Annotated in this window: 12 protein-coding genes; 1 reads left to right on the forward strand and 11 read right to left on the reverse strand. The window is 64.4% G+C overall.

What is annotated here, in order from left to right; all coding sequences use genetic code 11:
• Nucleotides 1–2: 2 nt before the first annotated feature.
• Together BLS27_RS09440 and desA are read right to left on the reverse strand one after the other, a co-directional pair.
• The gene (locus BLS27_RS09440; protein ID WP_043208359.1) at nucleotides 3–1034 is read right to left on the reverse strand and encodes a GGDEF domain-containing protein; all 1032 of its coding nucleotides are present in this window, start codon (nucleotides 1032–1034) and stop codon (nucleotides 3–5) included.
• A 98-nt stretch (nucleotides 1035–1132) separates the two neighbouring features.
• Nucleotides 1133–2317 carry a delta-9 fatty acid desaturase DesA gene (gene desA / locus BLS27_RS09445; RefSeq protein ID WP_043208250.1) on the reverse strand — a complete coding sequence of 395 codons (1185 nt, stop codon included), beginning with the start codon at nucleotides 2315–2317 and terminating at the stop codon, nucleotides 1133–1135.
• 150 nt (nucleotides 2318–2467) lie between these two features.
• On the opposite strand from desA, the gene dibA reads away from it, so the two are divergent.
• On the forward strand, nucleotides 2468–4363 hold the full coding sequence (gene dibA / locus BLS27_RS09450; RefSeq protein ID WP_043208252.1) for a phosphodiesterase DibA: 1896 nt from the start codon (nucleotides 2468–2470) through the stop codon (nucleotides 4361–4363).
• Between the two features lie 98 nt (nucleotides 4364–4461).
• Here dibA and BLS27_RS09455 read toward each other — a convergent pair whose 3' ends face one another.
• From BLS27_RS09455 to tcyJ, 9 genes are all read right to left on the reverse strand, one after another.
• Nucleotides 4462–5106 (reverse strand): methionine ABC transporter permease, encoded by a 645-nt coding sequence (locus BLS27_RS09455; RefSeq protein ID WP_090344302.1) that lies wholly within the window; start codon nucleotides 5104–5106, stop codon nucleotides 4462–4464.
• Nucleotides 5096–6202 carry a methionine ABC transporter ATP-binding protein gene (locus BLS27_RS09460; RefSeq protein ID WP_090344305.1) on the reverse strand — a complete coding sequence of 369 codons (1107 nt, stop codon included), beginning with the start codon at nucleotides 6200–6202 and terminating at the stop codon, nucleotides 5096–5098. The genes BLS27_RS09455 and BLS27_RS09460 overlap by 11 nt, the downstream gene beginning before the upstream one ends.
• A 1-nt stretch (nucleotide 6203) precedes the next feature.
• A complete protein-coding gene (locus BLS27_RS09465; protein WP_043208259.1) occupies nucleotides 6204–7004 on the reverse strand; it encodes a MetQ/NlpA family ABC transporter substrate-binding protein in 801 nt (266 codons plus the stop codon).
• A complete protein-coding gene (locus BLS27_RS09470; RefSeq protein WP_090344308.1) occupies nucleotides 6997–8385 on the reverse strand; it encodes an LLM class flavin-dependent oxidoreductase in 1389 nt (462 codons plus the stop codon). The genes BLS27_RS09465 and BLS27_RS09470 overlap by 8 nt, the downstream gene beginning before the upstream one ends.
• Complete coding sequence (locus tag BLS27_RS09475) at nucleotides 8385–9590, reverse strand: SfnB family sulfur acquisition oxidoreductase (RefSeq protein ID WP_090344310.1); 1206 nt, start codon at nucleotides 9588–9590, stop codon at nucleotides 8385–8387. The genes BLS27_RS09470 and BLS27_RS09475 overlap by 1 nt, the downstream gene beginning before the upstream one ends.
• 97 nt (nucleotides 9591–9687) lie before the next feature.
• Nucleotides 9688–10914: an SfnB family sulfur acquisition oxidoreductase gene (locus BLS27_RS09480; protein WP_090344313.1), complete on the reverse strand. Its 1227-nt coding sequence runs from the start codon at nucleotides 10912–10914 to the stop codon at nucleotides 9688–9690.
• A 235-nt stretch (nucleotides 10915–11149) separates the two neighbouring features.
• The gene (gene tcyN / locus BLS27_RS09485) at nucleotides 11150–11905 is read right to left on the reverse strand and encodes an L-cystine ABC transporter ATP-binding protein TcyN (RefSeq protein ID WP_043208268.1); all 756 of its coding nucleotides are present in this window, start codon (nucleotides 11903–11905) and stop codon (nucleotides 11150–11152) included.
• A 2-nt stretch (nucleotides 11906–11907) separates the two neighbouring features.
• Nucleotides 11908–12576, reverse strand: a complete 669-nt coding sequence (tcyL, locus tag BLS27_RS09490) for a cystine ABC transporter permease (RefSeq protein ID WP_043208270.1) — start codon at nucleotides 12574–12576, stop codon at nucleotides 11908–11910.
• On the reverse strand, nucleotides 12573–13367 hold the full coding sequence (gene tcyJ, locus BLS27_RS09495; protein WP_043208272.1) for a cystine ABC transporter substrate-binding protein: 795 nt from the start codon (nucleotides 13365–13367) through the stop codon (nucleotides 12573–12575). Before tcyJ ends, tcyL begins: the two co-directional genes overlap by 4 nt.
• Nucleotides 13368–13430: the final 63 nt, after the last annotated feature.

The raw sequence follows: 13430 nt of genomic DNA on the forward strand, positions 1-13430 counted from the left end.
CCTCAGCCACGCACGATCTGGTTCTTGCCCTGGCGCTTGGCCTGGTACATGGCGGCGTCGGCGCGGGCGAAGAGGGTGTCGATCAGGTCGTCCGCATCGGTGAGCTCGGTCACGCCTTGGCTGACCGTGACGCCATACACTTGCTGCCCATGGCTGAAGCTCAAGTGCTGGATCTCCCGTTGCAGCCGTCCGGCGATCTGTTCGGCGATCTGGGCGGTGCAGCCTGGGAACACGGCAGCAAACTCCTCGCCGCCGATCCGCCCGAACAGATCGCCTCGGCGTAGCACGGCGCGGCCGCTGTCGGCGATGCGCTGAAGCACCTGGTCACCTTCCTGGTGGCCATAGGTGTCGTTGATCTGTTTGAAGTCATCGATGTCCAGCAGCAGGAAGGCCAGGGGCTTGCCTTCCTCCCGGGCGGTTTCCAGGGCCTGGCGGGCGCACTCGAAGAAGTGGCGGCGATTGCTGCTTTGGGTCAGCACATCGGTGGTGGCCAGACGTTGCAGCTCGCCTTCGAGCTGCTTCTTCTCGGTGATGTCCTCGGCGATGCCGACGATGATCACGCGTTGGTCGCTGTCGCGCTGCTGGTTGACGTAGCACTTGTCGCTCAGCCAGCGCACTTGGCCGGCGGCGTTGATGATGCGGTATTCGCGATCTTCCACCGAACCTGTGTCCAGCACTTGCGCCAGGCTGCGCTCGGCGTATTCCAGGTCGTCCGGGTAGATGCTGTCGCGCCAGGCGTTGTAATCGGCCAGTACCAGACTGGCCGGACGACCGAAGATCCGCTCATAGGCGGGGCTGACATAAAGCACCCGGCGGGTTTCCCAGTCGAACGCCCACAGCACAGCGTTGACGCTGTCGAGCAGCGAACTGTAGAGCTGCTCGCGTTCGCTCAGGCGGGCGACTTCGCCCTGGGCATGGAGGAGGGCGAGCAGGGTCTGTGCAGCTTCCGGCGGTGGATTGCCGAAGAGGGTCGAGGTGAGGTCTTTGGCCATGAGCACGAAGCGATTCTCGGCGTGAAAGCGTGCGGCCACGATCCGGCCCGCCACGCGGGCGATATGCCGGATTTGAGTCGGGAAGGGGAGTGAAGTTCCGGTCGGCACGCCCCAGGGCGAGGCGTGCCGATCAACGGTGCTCAGGCGCCGGAAGGGCGCAGGGAGTAGGTTTTCAGCTGGTCGGCGAAGTCGCGCAGCGCCTGGATGCCACTGGCCTCGGCCTCGTGGACCCAGTCCTTCATGGCGGCCAGCATGTCGTGGCCGTTGGCGCTGGTGCGCGCCCAGATCTGTTGCAGGGCCAGGCGTTTTTCATAGATGGTCTTGAGCGACTGGCTGTGGGCGAGCATGGACTCGATGCGCACGTGATGGCGGTCCTGCAGCAGGCTCGTTTCACGCGACAGCAGGCGCTTGGCACGGCGGAAGTGGTGGCGCACCGAGGTGTCGACACGATCCAGCTCTTGCTTGACCAGTGGCGCGATGACCAGCTTGCGGTACTGGGCCATGATCTGGAAGCGGTTGTTGAGGATCGCCATGGCGGTGTCCATGTCCAGATGCGCCTTGCCCTCGACCCGATGGGCGATCGGCGCCACGCGCTGGACCTTGGCCAGGCGCAGCAGGCACAGCAGACGAATCCACATCCAGCCCATGTCGAACTCCCAGCGCTTGACCGAGAGCTTGGCCGAGTTGGGGTAGGTGTGGTGGTTGTTGTGCAGCTCCTCGCCACCGATCACGATGCCCCAGGGCACCAGGTTGGTAGCTGCGTCCCGGCACTCGAAGTTGCGATAGCCCAGCGCATGGCCCAGGCCATTGACCACCCCCGCGGCCCAGAAGGGAATCCACATCATCTGTACTGCCCAGATGGTGATGCCGATGGTGCCGAACAGCAGCAGGTCGATCACCGCCATCATGGCCACGCCGCCGAGCTTGTAGCGCGAATAGAGGTTGCGCTCGATCCAGTCGTCCGGGCAGTTCTTGCCATAGATGCGCAGTGTCTCGGGGTTGCGTGCCTCTTCGCGATAGAGCTCGGCGCCCTTGCGCAACACGGTGCCCAGGCCCTTGTAGACCGGGCTGTGGGGGTCGTCCGGCGTTTCGCACTTGGCGTGGTGCTTGCGATGGATGGCGGTCCATTCACGGGTGTTCTGCGCCGTGGTCAGCCACAGCCAGAAGCGGAAGAAATGTTTGAGCCCGGCGTTGAGCTCCAGGGCGCGATGGGCGGAATAGCGATGCAGGTAGAGGGTGACGCTGATGATGGTCACGTGGGTCATCAGCAGGGTGACGCCGACCAGTTGCCAGGCCGACAGATCGAGAAAACCGGAGTACCACATAGGTGTTGAGACCCTCGAAAAAACAGGGGAACCGCGCGGGCATTATCGCCGGGTGAGGAAATAAAACCAGTCACCCTTTCCGATAGGAAGTCACGGCATGTTTCAGCCTTTATAATGCCCCATTCTTTTTCAGGGGCTTATCCACCCGACATGTCTGTTTCCGTTCGCGACGCCTTGCGCATGGCCGCGCTGTACTTGGTGTTCTCGTTGCTCTGGATGGTGGTGTCCGAGCAGGTGTTGCAGGGGCTTTTCGATGATTCCGAGATGCTGGCGGTCGCGCGGCAGGTCAATGCGTTCGTCTGGATACTGCTCACCACCGGGCTGATCTTCGTCACCCGTGCCCGCCTGCTCAATTTCATCGGCATCGGTGCTCAGCTGCGCAGCGAGGATCGCGAGCGTCTGCGCATGGCCGCGGCGGTGTTCGACAGCACCCTCGAAGGGGTGCTGGTGACCGACAGCAATGGTCTGATCGTGCACGTCAACCGCGCCTTCATGCGTATCACCGGCTACGCCCAGGACGAAGTCCTCGGCCAGCGTCCGAGCAAGTTCAAGTCCGGACGCCATGGCTTGCCGTTCTACCAGCAGATCTACGCTTCCCTGGCCGAGAAGGGCGAGTGGAGCGGAGAGATCTGGAACCGCCGCAAGAGCGGCGAAATCTACCCGCAGTGGCAGACGATCTGTGCCATTCGCGACGATGCCGGTGCGCTCACTCATTACGTGGCGGTGTTCAGCGACATCAGCGCGATCAAGCACACCGAGCAGGAACTCGCCTACCTGGCGCACCACGACCCGCTGACCGGGCTGCCCAACCGCCTGCTGTTCAACGACCGCGCCGAGCAGGCCTTAGCGTCCGCCCAGGCCAACAAGCGCGGGTGTGCGTTGCTGCTGCTGGACCTCGACCATTTTCAAAGCATCAACGATGGCCTGGGCCATACGTTGGGCGACCAGTTGCTCAAACTGGTGGGCGAGCGCCTGCGCGAGTTGCTGGGCAGTGGCGTGACTCTGGCGCGCCTGGGTGGGGACGAATTCGGCGTGTTGGCCGAGAACTGCCGACAGGTAGGCCAGGCCGCAACCTTGGCCCAAGGCATCATTGAACGCCTGCGCGAGCCGTTCGTCTTCGAGGGGCATCGCCTGTTCATCAGCGTGAGCGTTGGTATCAGCCTGTTCCCAAGCGATGCGCAGAGCGCCGCGCAACTGCTGCGCAACGCCGATGCGGCGCTGTTCAAGGCCAAGAACAACGGTCGCGCCTGCTATGCCTTGTACACCGAAGAATTGACCGCCCACGCCCAGCAACGTGTGCAGACCGCTGGCGATCTGCGTCGAGCGCTGGAGCAGCAGGAGTTGCGGGTGTTCTACCAGCCGGTGCACGACTTGCTGACCAACCGGTTGGTGGGCGTCGAGGCACTGGTGCGTTGGGAGCACCCCACCCGTGGGATGGTCTCACCGGGCGAGTTCATTCCTATTGCCGAGAGCACCGGGTTGATCGCCGAAATCGACGCCTGGGTACTGCGCCAATCGTGCCGGCAGATGGTGCAATGGCAGGTCGAAGGGCGTGGTCTGCAGTTCGTCGCCGTGAACATCTCCAGCCGCCTGTTCGGTCAGCGCGAGCTGTACCTGCAGGTGGCCGAGGTGCTGCACGATACCGGTCTGGACCCCGCCCTGTTGGAGCTGGAAGTCACCGAGAGCGCGGTGATGGAAGACCCGGAAGTGGCACTTGAACAGTTGCATCGGCTGCGCGAGCTGGGGCTTAGCCTGGCCATCGATGATTTCGGCACGGGTTATTCCTCGCTGCTGCGGCTCAAGCGTCTGCCGGTGCAGAAGCTCAAGATCGACCAGGGCTTCGTGGCGGGCCTGCCGTGCGACGAAGACGACATTGCCATCGTCCGGGTGATCATCGCCCTGGCCAGGAGCATGGGCATGCAGGTGCATGCCGAAGGGATCGAACAGGCCGAACAGGCGCGCTTTCTGCTCGAGCAACAGTGCGACCTGGGGCAGGGCTACTGGTACGGGCGGCCGGTGCCGGCGGTGGACTTGCGCTGGAGCTGAAATGCTTGGGGCTGCGTTGCAGCCCATTGCAGGCTTCGCACTTCCCACAGACCTGTAGGCGCTGGCGGAGCCTGCGTTGGGGCGCGGCGGTCCCCAAGCTAACGTTTGTTCAACCCTTTGGCCAGGCGGTCCCCGCCCAGCTGAATCACCGCCACCAGCGCCACCAGCATGGCGATCACGGTCAGCATGATCTGGCTGTCGAAGCGCTGGTACCCATAGCGATAGGCGATATCGCCCAATCCTCCCGCCCCGATGGCGCCCGCCATGGCTGAGGAGTTGATCAAGGTCACCAAGGTGATGGTGAAGCCGCCTACGATGCCTGGCAGCGCCTCGGGCAGCAGCACATGCCAGACGATGTGCCAGCGCCGGCACCCCATGGCCTGCGCCGCCTCGACCAAACCATGGTCGACTTCGCGCAGGCTCACCTCGGCGATCCGTGCGAAGAATGGCGTGGCGGCGATGGTCAGCGGGACCACGGCGGCCCACACGCCATAGGTGGTGCCGACCACCAGGCGGGTGAAGGGAATCAGCGCGACCATCAAGATCAGGAACGGGATCGAGCGGAACAGGTTGACGATCGCGCCCAGCGTTCGGTTCAGCACAGGCGCTTCGAAGATCCCACCTTTGTCACTGGTGACCAGCAGCACCGCCATCGGTACACCGACCAACAGCGCGATGAACGACGACACGCCCACCATCAACAGCGTATCGAGCAACCCATCGAGCAGACGATCAAGCCACATAACCCAGTACCTCCGCGTTCTCGGCCCAGCGTCTGGCGCGCTCGAGCAATTGGTGCGAGCTATGGGGCGAGCCCTGCACGGAAAGCACCAGTTGCCCCAGGGCGTGGGCACCGATGGTCTCGATGCCGCCTTGAAGCAGGCGTATCCGCCCGCCCAAGTCGTTGAACACCTCCGACAGTTGCGGTTCGCCCAGCAGGTTCAAGCGCAGGACCACGGCATCCCCAGGGCCAGTCGGGCTGGCGCGCAGATTGGCCTGCAGGGCAGCGGGTAGCCTGGCCTGCAAGGGCGCGAGCAAGGTGCGGGTCACCTCGTGGCGCGGAGAGCCGAATACCCGCCAGACCTCGCCCTGCTCGACGATCTCGCCGCGCTCGAGCACTACGACGCGGTGGCAGATATCACGGATCACCGCCATCTCATGGGTGATCAGCACCACGGTGAGCCCCAGGCGCTGGTTGATGTCACGCAGCAGATCGAGGATCGAGGCGGTGGTTTCAGGGTCCAGTGCCGAGGTGGCCTCGTCGCACAGCAGGATTTCGGGGTCATGCACCAGCGCCCGGGCGATGCCGACGCGTTGTTTCTGCCCACCCGACAGCTGCGCCGGGTACACGTGATGCTTGTGCGCCAGGCCCACCAGCTCCAGCAGCTCGCTGACCTTGCGCTGGCGCTCGGCCTTGGGCACGCCGGCGACCTTCAAGGGCAACTCGACGTTCTGCCACACGGTCTTGGCCGACATCAGGTTGAAGTGCTGGAAGATCATGCCGATGCGTCGGCGCAGGGCGACCAAGCGCTCTTCGTCAAAGGGGGCGATGTCGGTCTGGTCGATCAGCACCCGGCCCTGGCTGGGTTGCTCTAGGCGATTGATGGTGCGCAGCAGGGATGACTTGCCGGCGCCGCTGCGGCCAATGATGCCGAAGATCTCGCCGCGACGGATGTTCAGGTCTATGCCCTGCAAGGCAGGTTGCGCCTGGCCGGGGTAGGTCTTGCCCAGGCCGATGAAGCGCACATGGGCCTGATTGACCTCCGGGCGCAGGGCCTGCTCGCGGGCAGGCGGCGACGTATGCGGGACAGGCGCCTTGAGGGCGCTGGCGTTGCTCATCTCAGCCCTCCCAGCCGGCCTGGTACAGGCTGCCGTGGGCTTTGTTCAGCGCGGCGCGCACGGTCGGCGAGTGCTGGTAGATGTCGACGAACTTCGCCAGACGCGGGTCGTCCTTGCTCTGTGGGCGGATCACGAACTGGATCACGTACTCCTTGTTCTCCAGGCCGTCGAACAGCAGGGCCGAGGTGGGATCGAAGCTGTTGGCCAGGCGGATGTAGGCCGGGTAGCCCTGGACCAGGTCGGCGTCGTCATAGGCCCGCACCAATTGCACGGCCTCGACCTGCAAGATCTTCAGTTTCTTGGGGTTGGCGACGATGTCGTCCTCGGTGGCTTTGTAGCCCACGCCTGGCTTGAGGGTGATCAACCCCGCCTTGGCCAGCAGTTGCAGGCCGCGCCCACTGTTGATCGGGTCGTTGGCGATGGCCACGCTGGCGCCTTCGGGCAGCTCGGCGAAGCTTTTGTAACGCTTGGAGTAGAGCCCGACGTTGTTGATGATGCCGGGGGCGTAGGGCACCAGGTTGAAGCCGGCGGCGGCCTTGGCATTTTCCAGGAACGGGATGTGCTGGAAGTAGTTCACGTCGATGTCGCCGCTGTTGAGGCTGACATTGGGGGCGATCCAGTCGCTGAACTCGATCAGCTTCACCTCCAGGCCTTGCTTGTGGGCTTCTTCCACCGCCGCTTCCAGCGGGATGGCGAAAGCTGCGGTGGTGCCGATCTTCAGCGGCTCGGCGGCCAGGGCGACGCCGCTCAGGCCCAGGGACAAGACAGCGGCCGCGACGGGCCGGAACAGTTTCTCAAGCATGGTGCAGGGCTCCAGTCGGGGCAGGGATCGGGTTGCGGTAGGTGGCGCCGGGGTGGCCGGCGGGAAGGTAGGCGTGACGAGCGCCGAACAGTTTTTCGCGCAGCGTGCCTTCGCTGTAGGCGGTCTTGTAGCGGCCACGCCGTTGCAGCTCCGGCACCACCAGGTCGATGAAGTCTTCGAAGCTTTCCGGGGTGACAGTGCGGGTCAGGTTGAAACCATCCAGGCCGGTTTGGTCGATCCAGTCAATCAATTGCTCGGCGACCTGCTCGGGCGCGCCGACCAGCGTCACGTAGCGCCCGCCCAGGGCGTGCTGTTGCAGCAGGCGGCGGCGCGTCCAGACGTTGTCCTGCAGCTGGCGGGTGGCGGACTGAATCGCGTTGCCCTTGGCAAAGCCGATCGGTTCGTCCAACCCATAGGCGGCGAAGTCGATACCCGTGGAGCTGGCAAAGTGCGCCACGCCGGCTTCGGGGCTGGCATGGCGCAGGTATTCGGCGTGCTTGGCACGAGCCTGGGCTTCGGTGGGCGCGACGATCACGGTGATGCCCATGAACACCTTGATCGCTCGTGGGTCGCGGCCAGCGGCGCGGGCGGCGGCACGGACCTTGTCGACCTGTGCGCGGGTGGCGGCTTGGTCCTGGCCGCTGATGAAAACGCACTCGGCGTGCTGGCCGGCGAACGCCAGGCCCCGGGGCGAACTGCCGGCCTGGAACAAGACCGGTGTGCGTTGCGGCGAAGGCTCGCACAGGTGGTAGCCCTCGACCTTGTAGAACTCGCCCTGATGCTGGATTTTGCGCACTTTGCCCGGTTCGGCATAGACCCGCCGCTCACGGTCAGCGACCACGGCGTCGTCATCCCAGCTGCCTTCGAGCAGTTTGTACAGCACTTGCAGGTATTCATCGGCTTGGTCGTAACGCCGGTCGTGCTCGGGTTGCTGGGCCAGGCCCATGGCCCGGGCGGCGCTGTCCAGGTAACCGGTGACGATGTTCCAGCCGACCCGGCCATTGCTCAGGTGGTCGAGTGTGGAAAGGCGCCGGGCGAACAAATAGGGCGCCTCGTAGGTGAGGTTGGCGGTCAGGCCGAAGCCCAGGTGGCGGGTGACCGAGGCCATGGCCGAGACCAGCAGTAACGGGTCATTGACCGGCAGCTGGATCGACTCCTTGAGCGTCACGTCCAGCGACTGCCCATACACGTCGTAGGTGCCGACGATATCGGCGATGAACAGGCCATCGAACAAGCCGCGCTCCAGCAGGCGGGCAAGATCGGTCCAATAGGCCAGGGTCTTGTACTGGGTCGAGGTGTCCCGTGGATGGGTCCACAGGCCATGGTTGATATGCCCGACGCAGTTCATGTTGAAGGCGTTGAGCAGGATCTCTTTGGCCATCAGATGGTCCCCCGACGCGGCGGGTTTTCCCCATTGAGGTAGTAGTTACCGATGGCGTGGTACTTCCAGCGCACCGGGTCGTGCAGGGTGTGCACTCGGGCGTTGCGCCAGTGCCGGTCGAGGTTGTGCTCGGCCAGGGTGGCCTGGCTGCCGGCCAGTTCGAACAGGGTGGTGCCGGCGGCGAGGGAGACCTCGGTGCTGATCGCCCGGGCTTCTGCCACGGCAATGGAGGCGGCGGCGACATTGTCGGCGCTGCTGTCGTCGCGGGCCCGGTCGAGGAATTCCCCGGCCCGCTCCAGCAAGGCCTCGGCAGCGTGCAGGCGGATGGCCAGATGACCGAAGCTTTTGAGTGTGAGCGGGTCGTCACTGGCCTTGTCGATCCCCGCGTCGACCCACGGCCGACTGCGGGTGCGCACGAAGTGCAGAGCGTCCTCGAGGGCAGCGCGGGCGATGCCGGTGTCGATGGCGGCATGGAGGATCTGCGCCAGGGGGCCGACGGGGGTCGGGCGGTCGAAGGCGCTCTGGAACGGCACCACGTCTTCATCGCGCACCGGCACGTTGTCGAACACTACCGAACCGCTGCCGGTGGTGCGTTGGCCGAAGCCGCTCCAGTCGTCGATCACTTGCAGGCCTGGACTGTCGGCGGGTACGAACACCAGCTGCTGAACGCCGGCATCATCGACCACCGAGGTGGGAATGCGCTGGGCATATAGGGCGCCGGTGGCGTAGAACTTGCGACCGTTGATGCGCAGGCCATCGCCGTCGCGGCTCAGGCGGGTGGTGCGGTCGTGGGCGGTCTTGGTGCCCAGCTCGGCCAATGCGTTGCCGAAGCGTCGGCCCGCCAGGACTTCAGCGTAGAGACGCTGTTGTTGCTCGGGCGTGCCGTTTACCCGCAGCACTTCCAAGGCATAGAAATGGTTCTGCGGAATTTGGCCCAGGGCGGCGTCGGCCTGGGCAATACGCGCGACGACCTTGGCCAGGGTCACGTTGGATACGCCAGCGCCGCCAAAGGCCTTGGGCACGCTGATGCCCCACAGGCCGGAGCGGGTGAACAGCTCGAGTTCGGCGTAGGGCAGCAGGCGTTCGCGGTCGCGTTGGGCGCTGTCGCGCTGCAGCTGCTGGGCGAGGTCCTCGGCGACGGCCAGAGCCTGGGCATCGCTGGTGATGACCGCCGCCTTGGGGGTGGGGTGGGTCAGTGCGTTCATGTGTTTCTCCAGTGCGGATCGTAAGGGGCTGCTCCGTGCCCCATCGCAGGCTGTCGCCAGCCCCGCAGGTTCAGTGCAGGTGCTGGCGCAGGCTCACTCAAATCCAGGAATGACGGGCAGGGCGGGTACCGTTGAGTTGCCAGGCGCCGACAGCGTGGTATTTCCAGCGCACCGGGTCGTGCAGCGTATGCACGCGGGCATTGCGCCAGTGGCGGTCGAGGTTGAATTCGGCGAGGGTGGCGCGGCTGCCGGCCAGCTCGAACAGCTTCTCGCTGGCCTGCAGGGCCACTTCGGTGGTCAGCACCTTGGCCTCGGCCACGGCGATCGAGGCGCGAGCTGCCGACGCTTCGTCCACCGGACCTGCATTGACCTCGTCGAGTACCTGGGCGGCCTTGCGCAGCAAGGCCTCGGCGGCATGCAGCTCCAGCTTCAGACGGCCGATGTCGGCGATCACATAGGGGTCATCGCTGGCTCGATCCACCTTGGCTTCGATCCAGGGGCGGGATTTTTCCCGCACGAAGGCAATGGCATCGTCGATGGCCGCCTCGGCGATACCGGCATCGATGGCGGCCTGGATCAACTGCGAGGCCGCGCCCTGGGTGTTGGGCACCTCGCGCTGGCGCCAGTTGTCCACCACCAGCTCGGCGTCCACCGGGACTTGATCCAGCATCACGGTGCCGCTGGCGGTGGTGCGCTGGCCGAAGCCGGACCAGTCGTCGACGATGCGCAGGCCCGGGCTGCCCCGGCGGACGAAGGCCAGGCGCTGGCGGCCCTCTTCATCCAGGGCTTTGACCGCGACCCAATGGGCGAACAGGGCGCCGGTGGAATAGAACTTCTCGCCGCTGATGCGATATTGCTCACCGTCACGGACGATCCGTGCCTTGAGGGTGATGGTGTCCTTGGTGCCACGTTCAGGCCCGGCATTGCCGATGCGCCAGCCGTCGAGCACGGAGCGGAACAGCACGGCTTGCTGGGCCTCGGTGGCGGTCAGGCGCAGCAGTTGAATCATGCCGAATTGGTTCTGTGGGATCTGTCCCAGGGCCGGGTCGGCGGCGCTGATCACGCGGAAGACTTCGGCGATGGTCTGGAACGAGACCTCGGGTCCGCCAAAGGCTTTGGGAATGCTGATGCTGCCCAAGCCGCTGCGGGTGAATTGTTCGATCTCGGCCCAGGGCAGCTTGCGCTGCTGGTCGCGGCGCGAGGCCTGTTGGCGGGCCGCGTCGGCCAGTTCCCGAGCAGCCTGGAGGGCCTCGGCGTCGTTGCGCAATACCTTGGCTGGCAGTAGCGGGGGTGAGCTGTCGAGATCGCTTGTGGACCAGACCATTCCTTACCTCACAAAAGTTGAAAGCGTCGCTGGCGGCGACTGACGTTTGCTGGTCCGGTGGTCCGGTTTATATACCCTATTCGCTTATAAAAACTTTATGAACTAACTTTTTGGACTATGTATAGAAGCCATGCTTTTGTGTCGCGCACGCGAACGCATTCGCGGGCAAACCCGCTCCTACAGAACTGTGGGAGTGGGTTTACCCGCGAATAGGTAAGGGGGACAGCGAGAAAAATCAGCCGGCTGCGGTGCCCAGGAACTTGCGCAGGAACTGCCGCGTCCGCTCTTCCTTGGGATTGGCGAACAGCGCCTTGGCTTCACCCTGCTCCACGATCACGCCCTTGTCGAAGAAGATCACCCGGTTGGCCACGTCCCGGGCAAAGCTCATCTCGTGGGTGACAATGATCATGGTGCGCTTTTCCTCGGCCAGGCCGCGGATGGTCGCCAGCACCTCGCCGACCAGCTCAGGATCGAGCGCAGAGGTCGGTTCGTCGAAGAGGATCACTTCCGGCTCCATGGCCAGGGCCCGGGCGATGGCCACCCGTTGCTGCTGGCCACCGGACAGCCGCCGAGGGTAGGCGTCTTCCTTGCCCGCCAGACCGACCTTGGCCAGCAGGCGCCGGCCCAGTTCGACGGCTTTGTCCCGGGGCGTCTTCTTGACGATCACCGGCCCTTCGATGACGTTCTCCAGGGCGGTGCGGTGGGGGAACAGGTTGAAGTTCTGGAACACGAAGCCGGCCTGCTGGCGCAAGCGCCGGATCGCACCTTGCTGGCTGCCCAGCGAGCGGTTGGCGTCGATGCTGATGTCGCCGATCTGGATGCGTCCGGCGTCGGGCGTTTCCAGCAGGTTGAGGCAACGCAGGAAGGTGGTCTTGCCCGAACCACTGGGGCCGATGATGGCCACCACTTCGCCGGGCTGGACGGTCAGGTCGATGCCGTTGAGCACGGTCTGGCCCTTGAACTGCTTGGTCAGGCCTTCTACTACGATCATCTTCAGTGCTCCTGGTCGTGCTGGTTGACCCGCGCTTCCATGCGGTTCTGGAAGTGCGCAAGGATGGTGCACAGGATCCAGTAGATCACTGCCACAGCCAGGTACATGGTGAAGACTTCGAAGGTCCGGGCGGTGATCAGCTGCGCCTGGCGGAACAGCTCAGGCACCTGGATGGTCGCCGCCAGGGCGGTGTCCTTGACCAGGGAAATGAAGCTGTTGCCCAGCGGCGGCAAGGCGGTGCGCATGGCCTGGGGCAGGATCGCTCGGCGCATGGCCTGGGTGCGGGTCATGCCGATGCTGGCGGCAGCCTCCCATTGGCCACGGTCGATCGAGGAGATCGCCGCGCGCAGGATTTCGCAGATGTACGCGGCCATGTTCAGCGAAAGGCCGATCAGCGAGGCCGGGATCGGGTCGAGTTCGATACCGATCTGCGGCATGCCGAAATAGATCACGAACAGCTGCACCAGCAGCGGCGTGCCACGGAAGAACGACACATACACTCGGGCCAGCCAGTCCAGCGGCAGGATCTTCGAGCGGCGCATCAGGGCCAGGGCAAAGCCCAGGACCAGGCCGAAGAACATGCCGCCGACACTCAGCAGCACCGTATAACCCGCGCCCTTCAACAGGAAGGGCGTGGAGTCGATGACAAGTTGCAGGCTTTCGGAAATCATTTAGTGACGTCGGCACCGAAATATTTCTCGGACAGCTTGGCCAGGGTCCCGTCGGCCTTGAGCTTGTCCAGCGCCTTGTTGATCGCCTCGAGCAGTTCAGGCTCGCCCTTGCGCAGGGCCACGCCCGACTCCAGGCGCGAGAAGGCTTCACCGGCGAGTTCGGTGTCCTTGGCTTTCTGGGCGTATTCCAGGGCGGCCAGGCGGTCGATCAGGATGGCGTCGATGCGGCCGTTGCGCAGGTCGGCGAATTTGCTCGGGTCGTCTTCATAGGTGCGCACGTCGGCTTGAGGAACGTCCTTCTTCACCCACTGCTCGTAGTTGGTGCCCAGGCCTACGCCGACCTTCTTGCCGGCGAGGTCCGCGGCCTTGTGAATGTTCAGCTGGTCGGCTTTCTTCTTCAGGATCAGGGCCTGGATGCCGGAGATGGTGTAGGGCTCGGAGAAGTCATACTTCTTCTTGCGCTCGTCGGAAATGGTCACTTGGTTGATCACCACGTCCAGGCGCTTGGACTCCAGCGCGGCGAGGATGCCGTCCCACTTGGTTGGCTGCAGCTTGGCTTTCACGCCCAGCTCTTTGGCCAGCAGTTCGGACAGTTCGACCTCGAAGCCGGCGAGCTTGCCGTTTTCGTCAACGAAGCTGAAGGGTGGGTAGGTGCCTTCCAGGCCGACGCTGATGCTGCCTTTTTCCTGGATGGTCTTGAGCTGCTCGCCTGCGAATGCATGGCTGAACAGGCCGGTACCAAGCACAAGGGCCAGGCTGGCATTGAGAAGGGGTTTGGCGAATTTGGTCATGTAGGGCCCCGCGCTTGTTGTGGAAGTAGTGGGTGGCGACTATAGAGGTGGCCTTTATAGGCC

This window comes from Pseudomonas guariconensis (assembly GCF_900102675.1).
GTDB lineage: Bacteria > Pseudomonadota > Gammaproteobacteria > Pseudomonadales > Pseudomonadaceae > Aquipseudomonas > Aquipseudomonas guariconensis.

Bases quoted from the DNA above. Each gene is read 5' to 3' on its own strand.
- tcyJ (WP_043208272.1), bottom strand. From the start codon at position 13,367: ATGACCAAATTCGCCAAACCCCTTCTCAATGCCAGCCTGGCCCTTGTG.
- BLS27_RS09465 (WP_043208259.1), bottom strand. From the start codon at position 7,004: ATGCTTGAGAAACTGTTCCGGCCCGTCGCGGCCGCTGTCTTGTCCCTG.
- BLS27_RS09455 (WP_090344302.1), bottom strand. From the start codon at position 5,106: ATGTGGCTTGATCGTCTGCTCGATGGGTTGCTCGATACGCTGTTGATG.
- dibA (WP_043208252.1), top strand. From the start codon at position 2,468: ATGTCTGTTTCCGTTCGCGACGCCTTGCGCATGGCCGCGCTGTACTTG.
- BLS27_RS09475 (WP_090344310.1), bottom strand. From the start codon at position 9,590: ATGAACGCACTGACCCACCCCACCCCCAAGGCGGCGGTCATCACCAGC.
- BLS27_RS09460 (WP_090344305.1), bottom strand. From the start codon at position 6,202: ATGAGCAACGCCAGCGCCCTCAAGGCGCCTGTCCCGCATACGTCGCCG.
- tcyL (WP_043208270.1), bottom strand. From the start codon at position 12,576: ATGATTTCCGAAAGCCTGCAACTTGTCATCGACTCCACGCCCTTCCTG.
- desA (WP_043208250.1), bottom strand. From the start codon at position 2,317: ATGTGGTACTCCGGTTTTCTCGATCTGTCGGCCTGGCAACTGGTCGGC.
- BLS27_RS09480 (WP_090344313.1), bottom strand. From the start codon at position 10,914: ATGGTCTGGTCCACAAGCGATCTCGACAGCTCACCCCCGCTACTGCCA.
- tcyN (WP_043208268.1), bottom strand. From the start codon at position 11,905: ATGATCGTAGTAGAAGGCCTGACCAAGCAGTTCAAGGGCCAGACCGTG.
- BLS27_RS09470 (WP_090344308.1), bottom strand. From the start codon at position 8,385: ATGGCCAAAGAGATCCTGCTCAACGCCTTCAACATGAACTGCGTCGGG.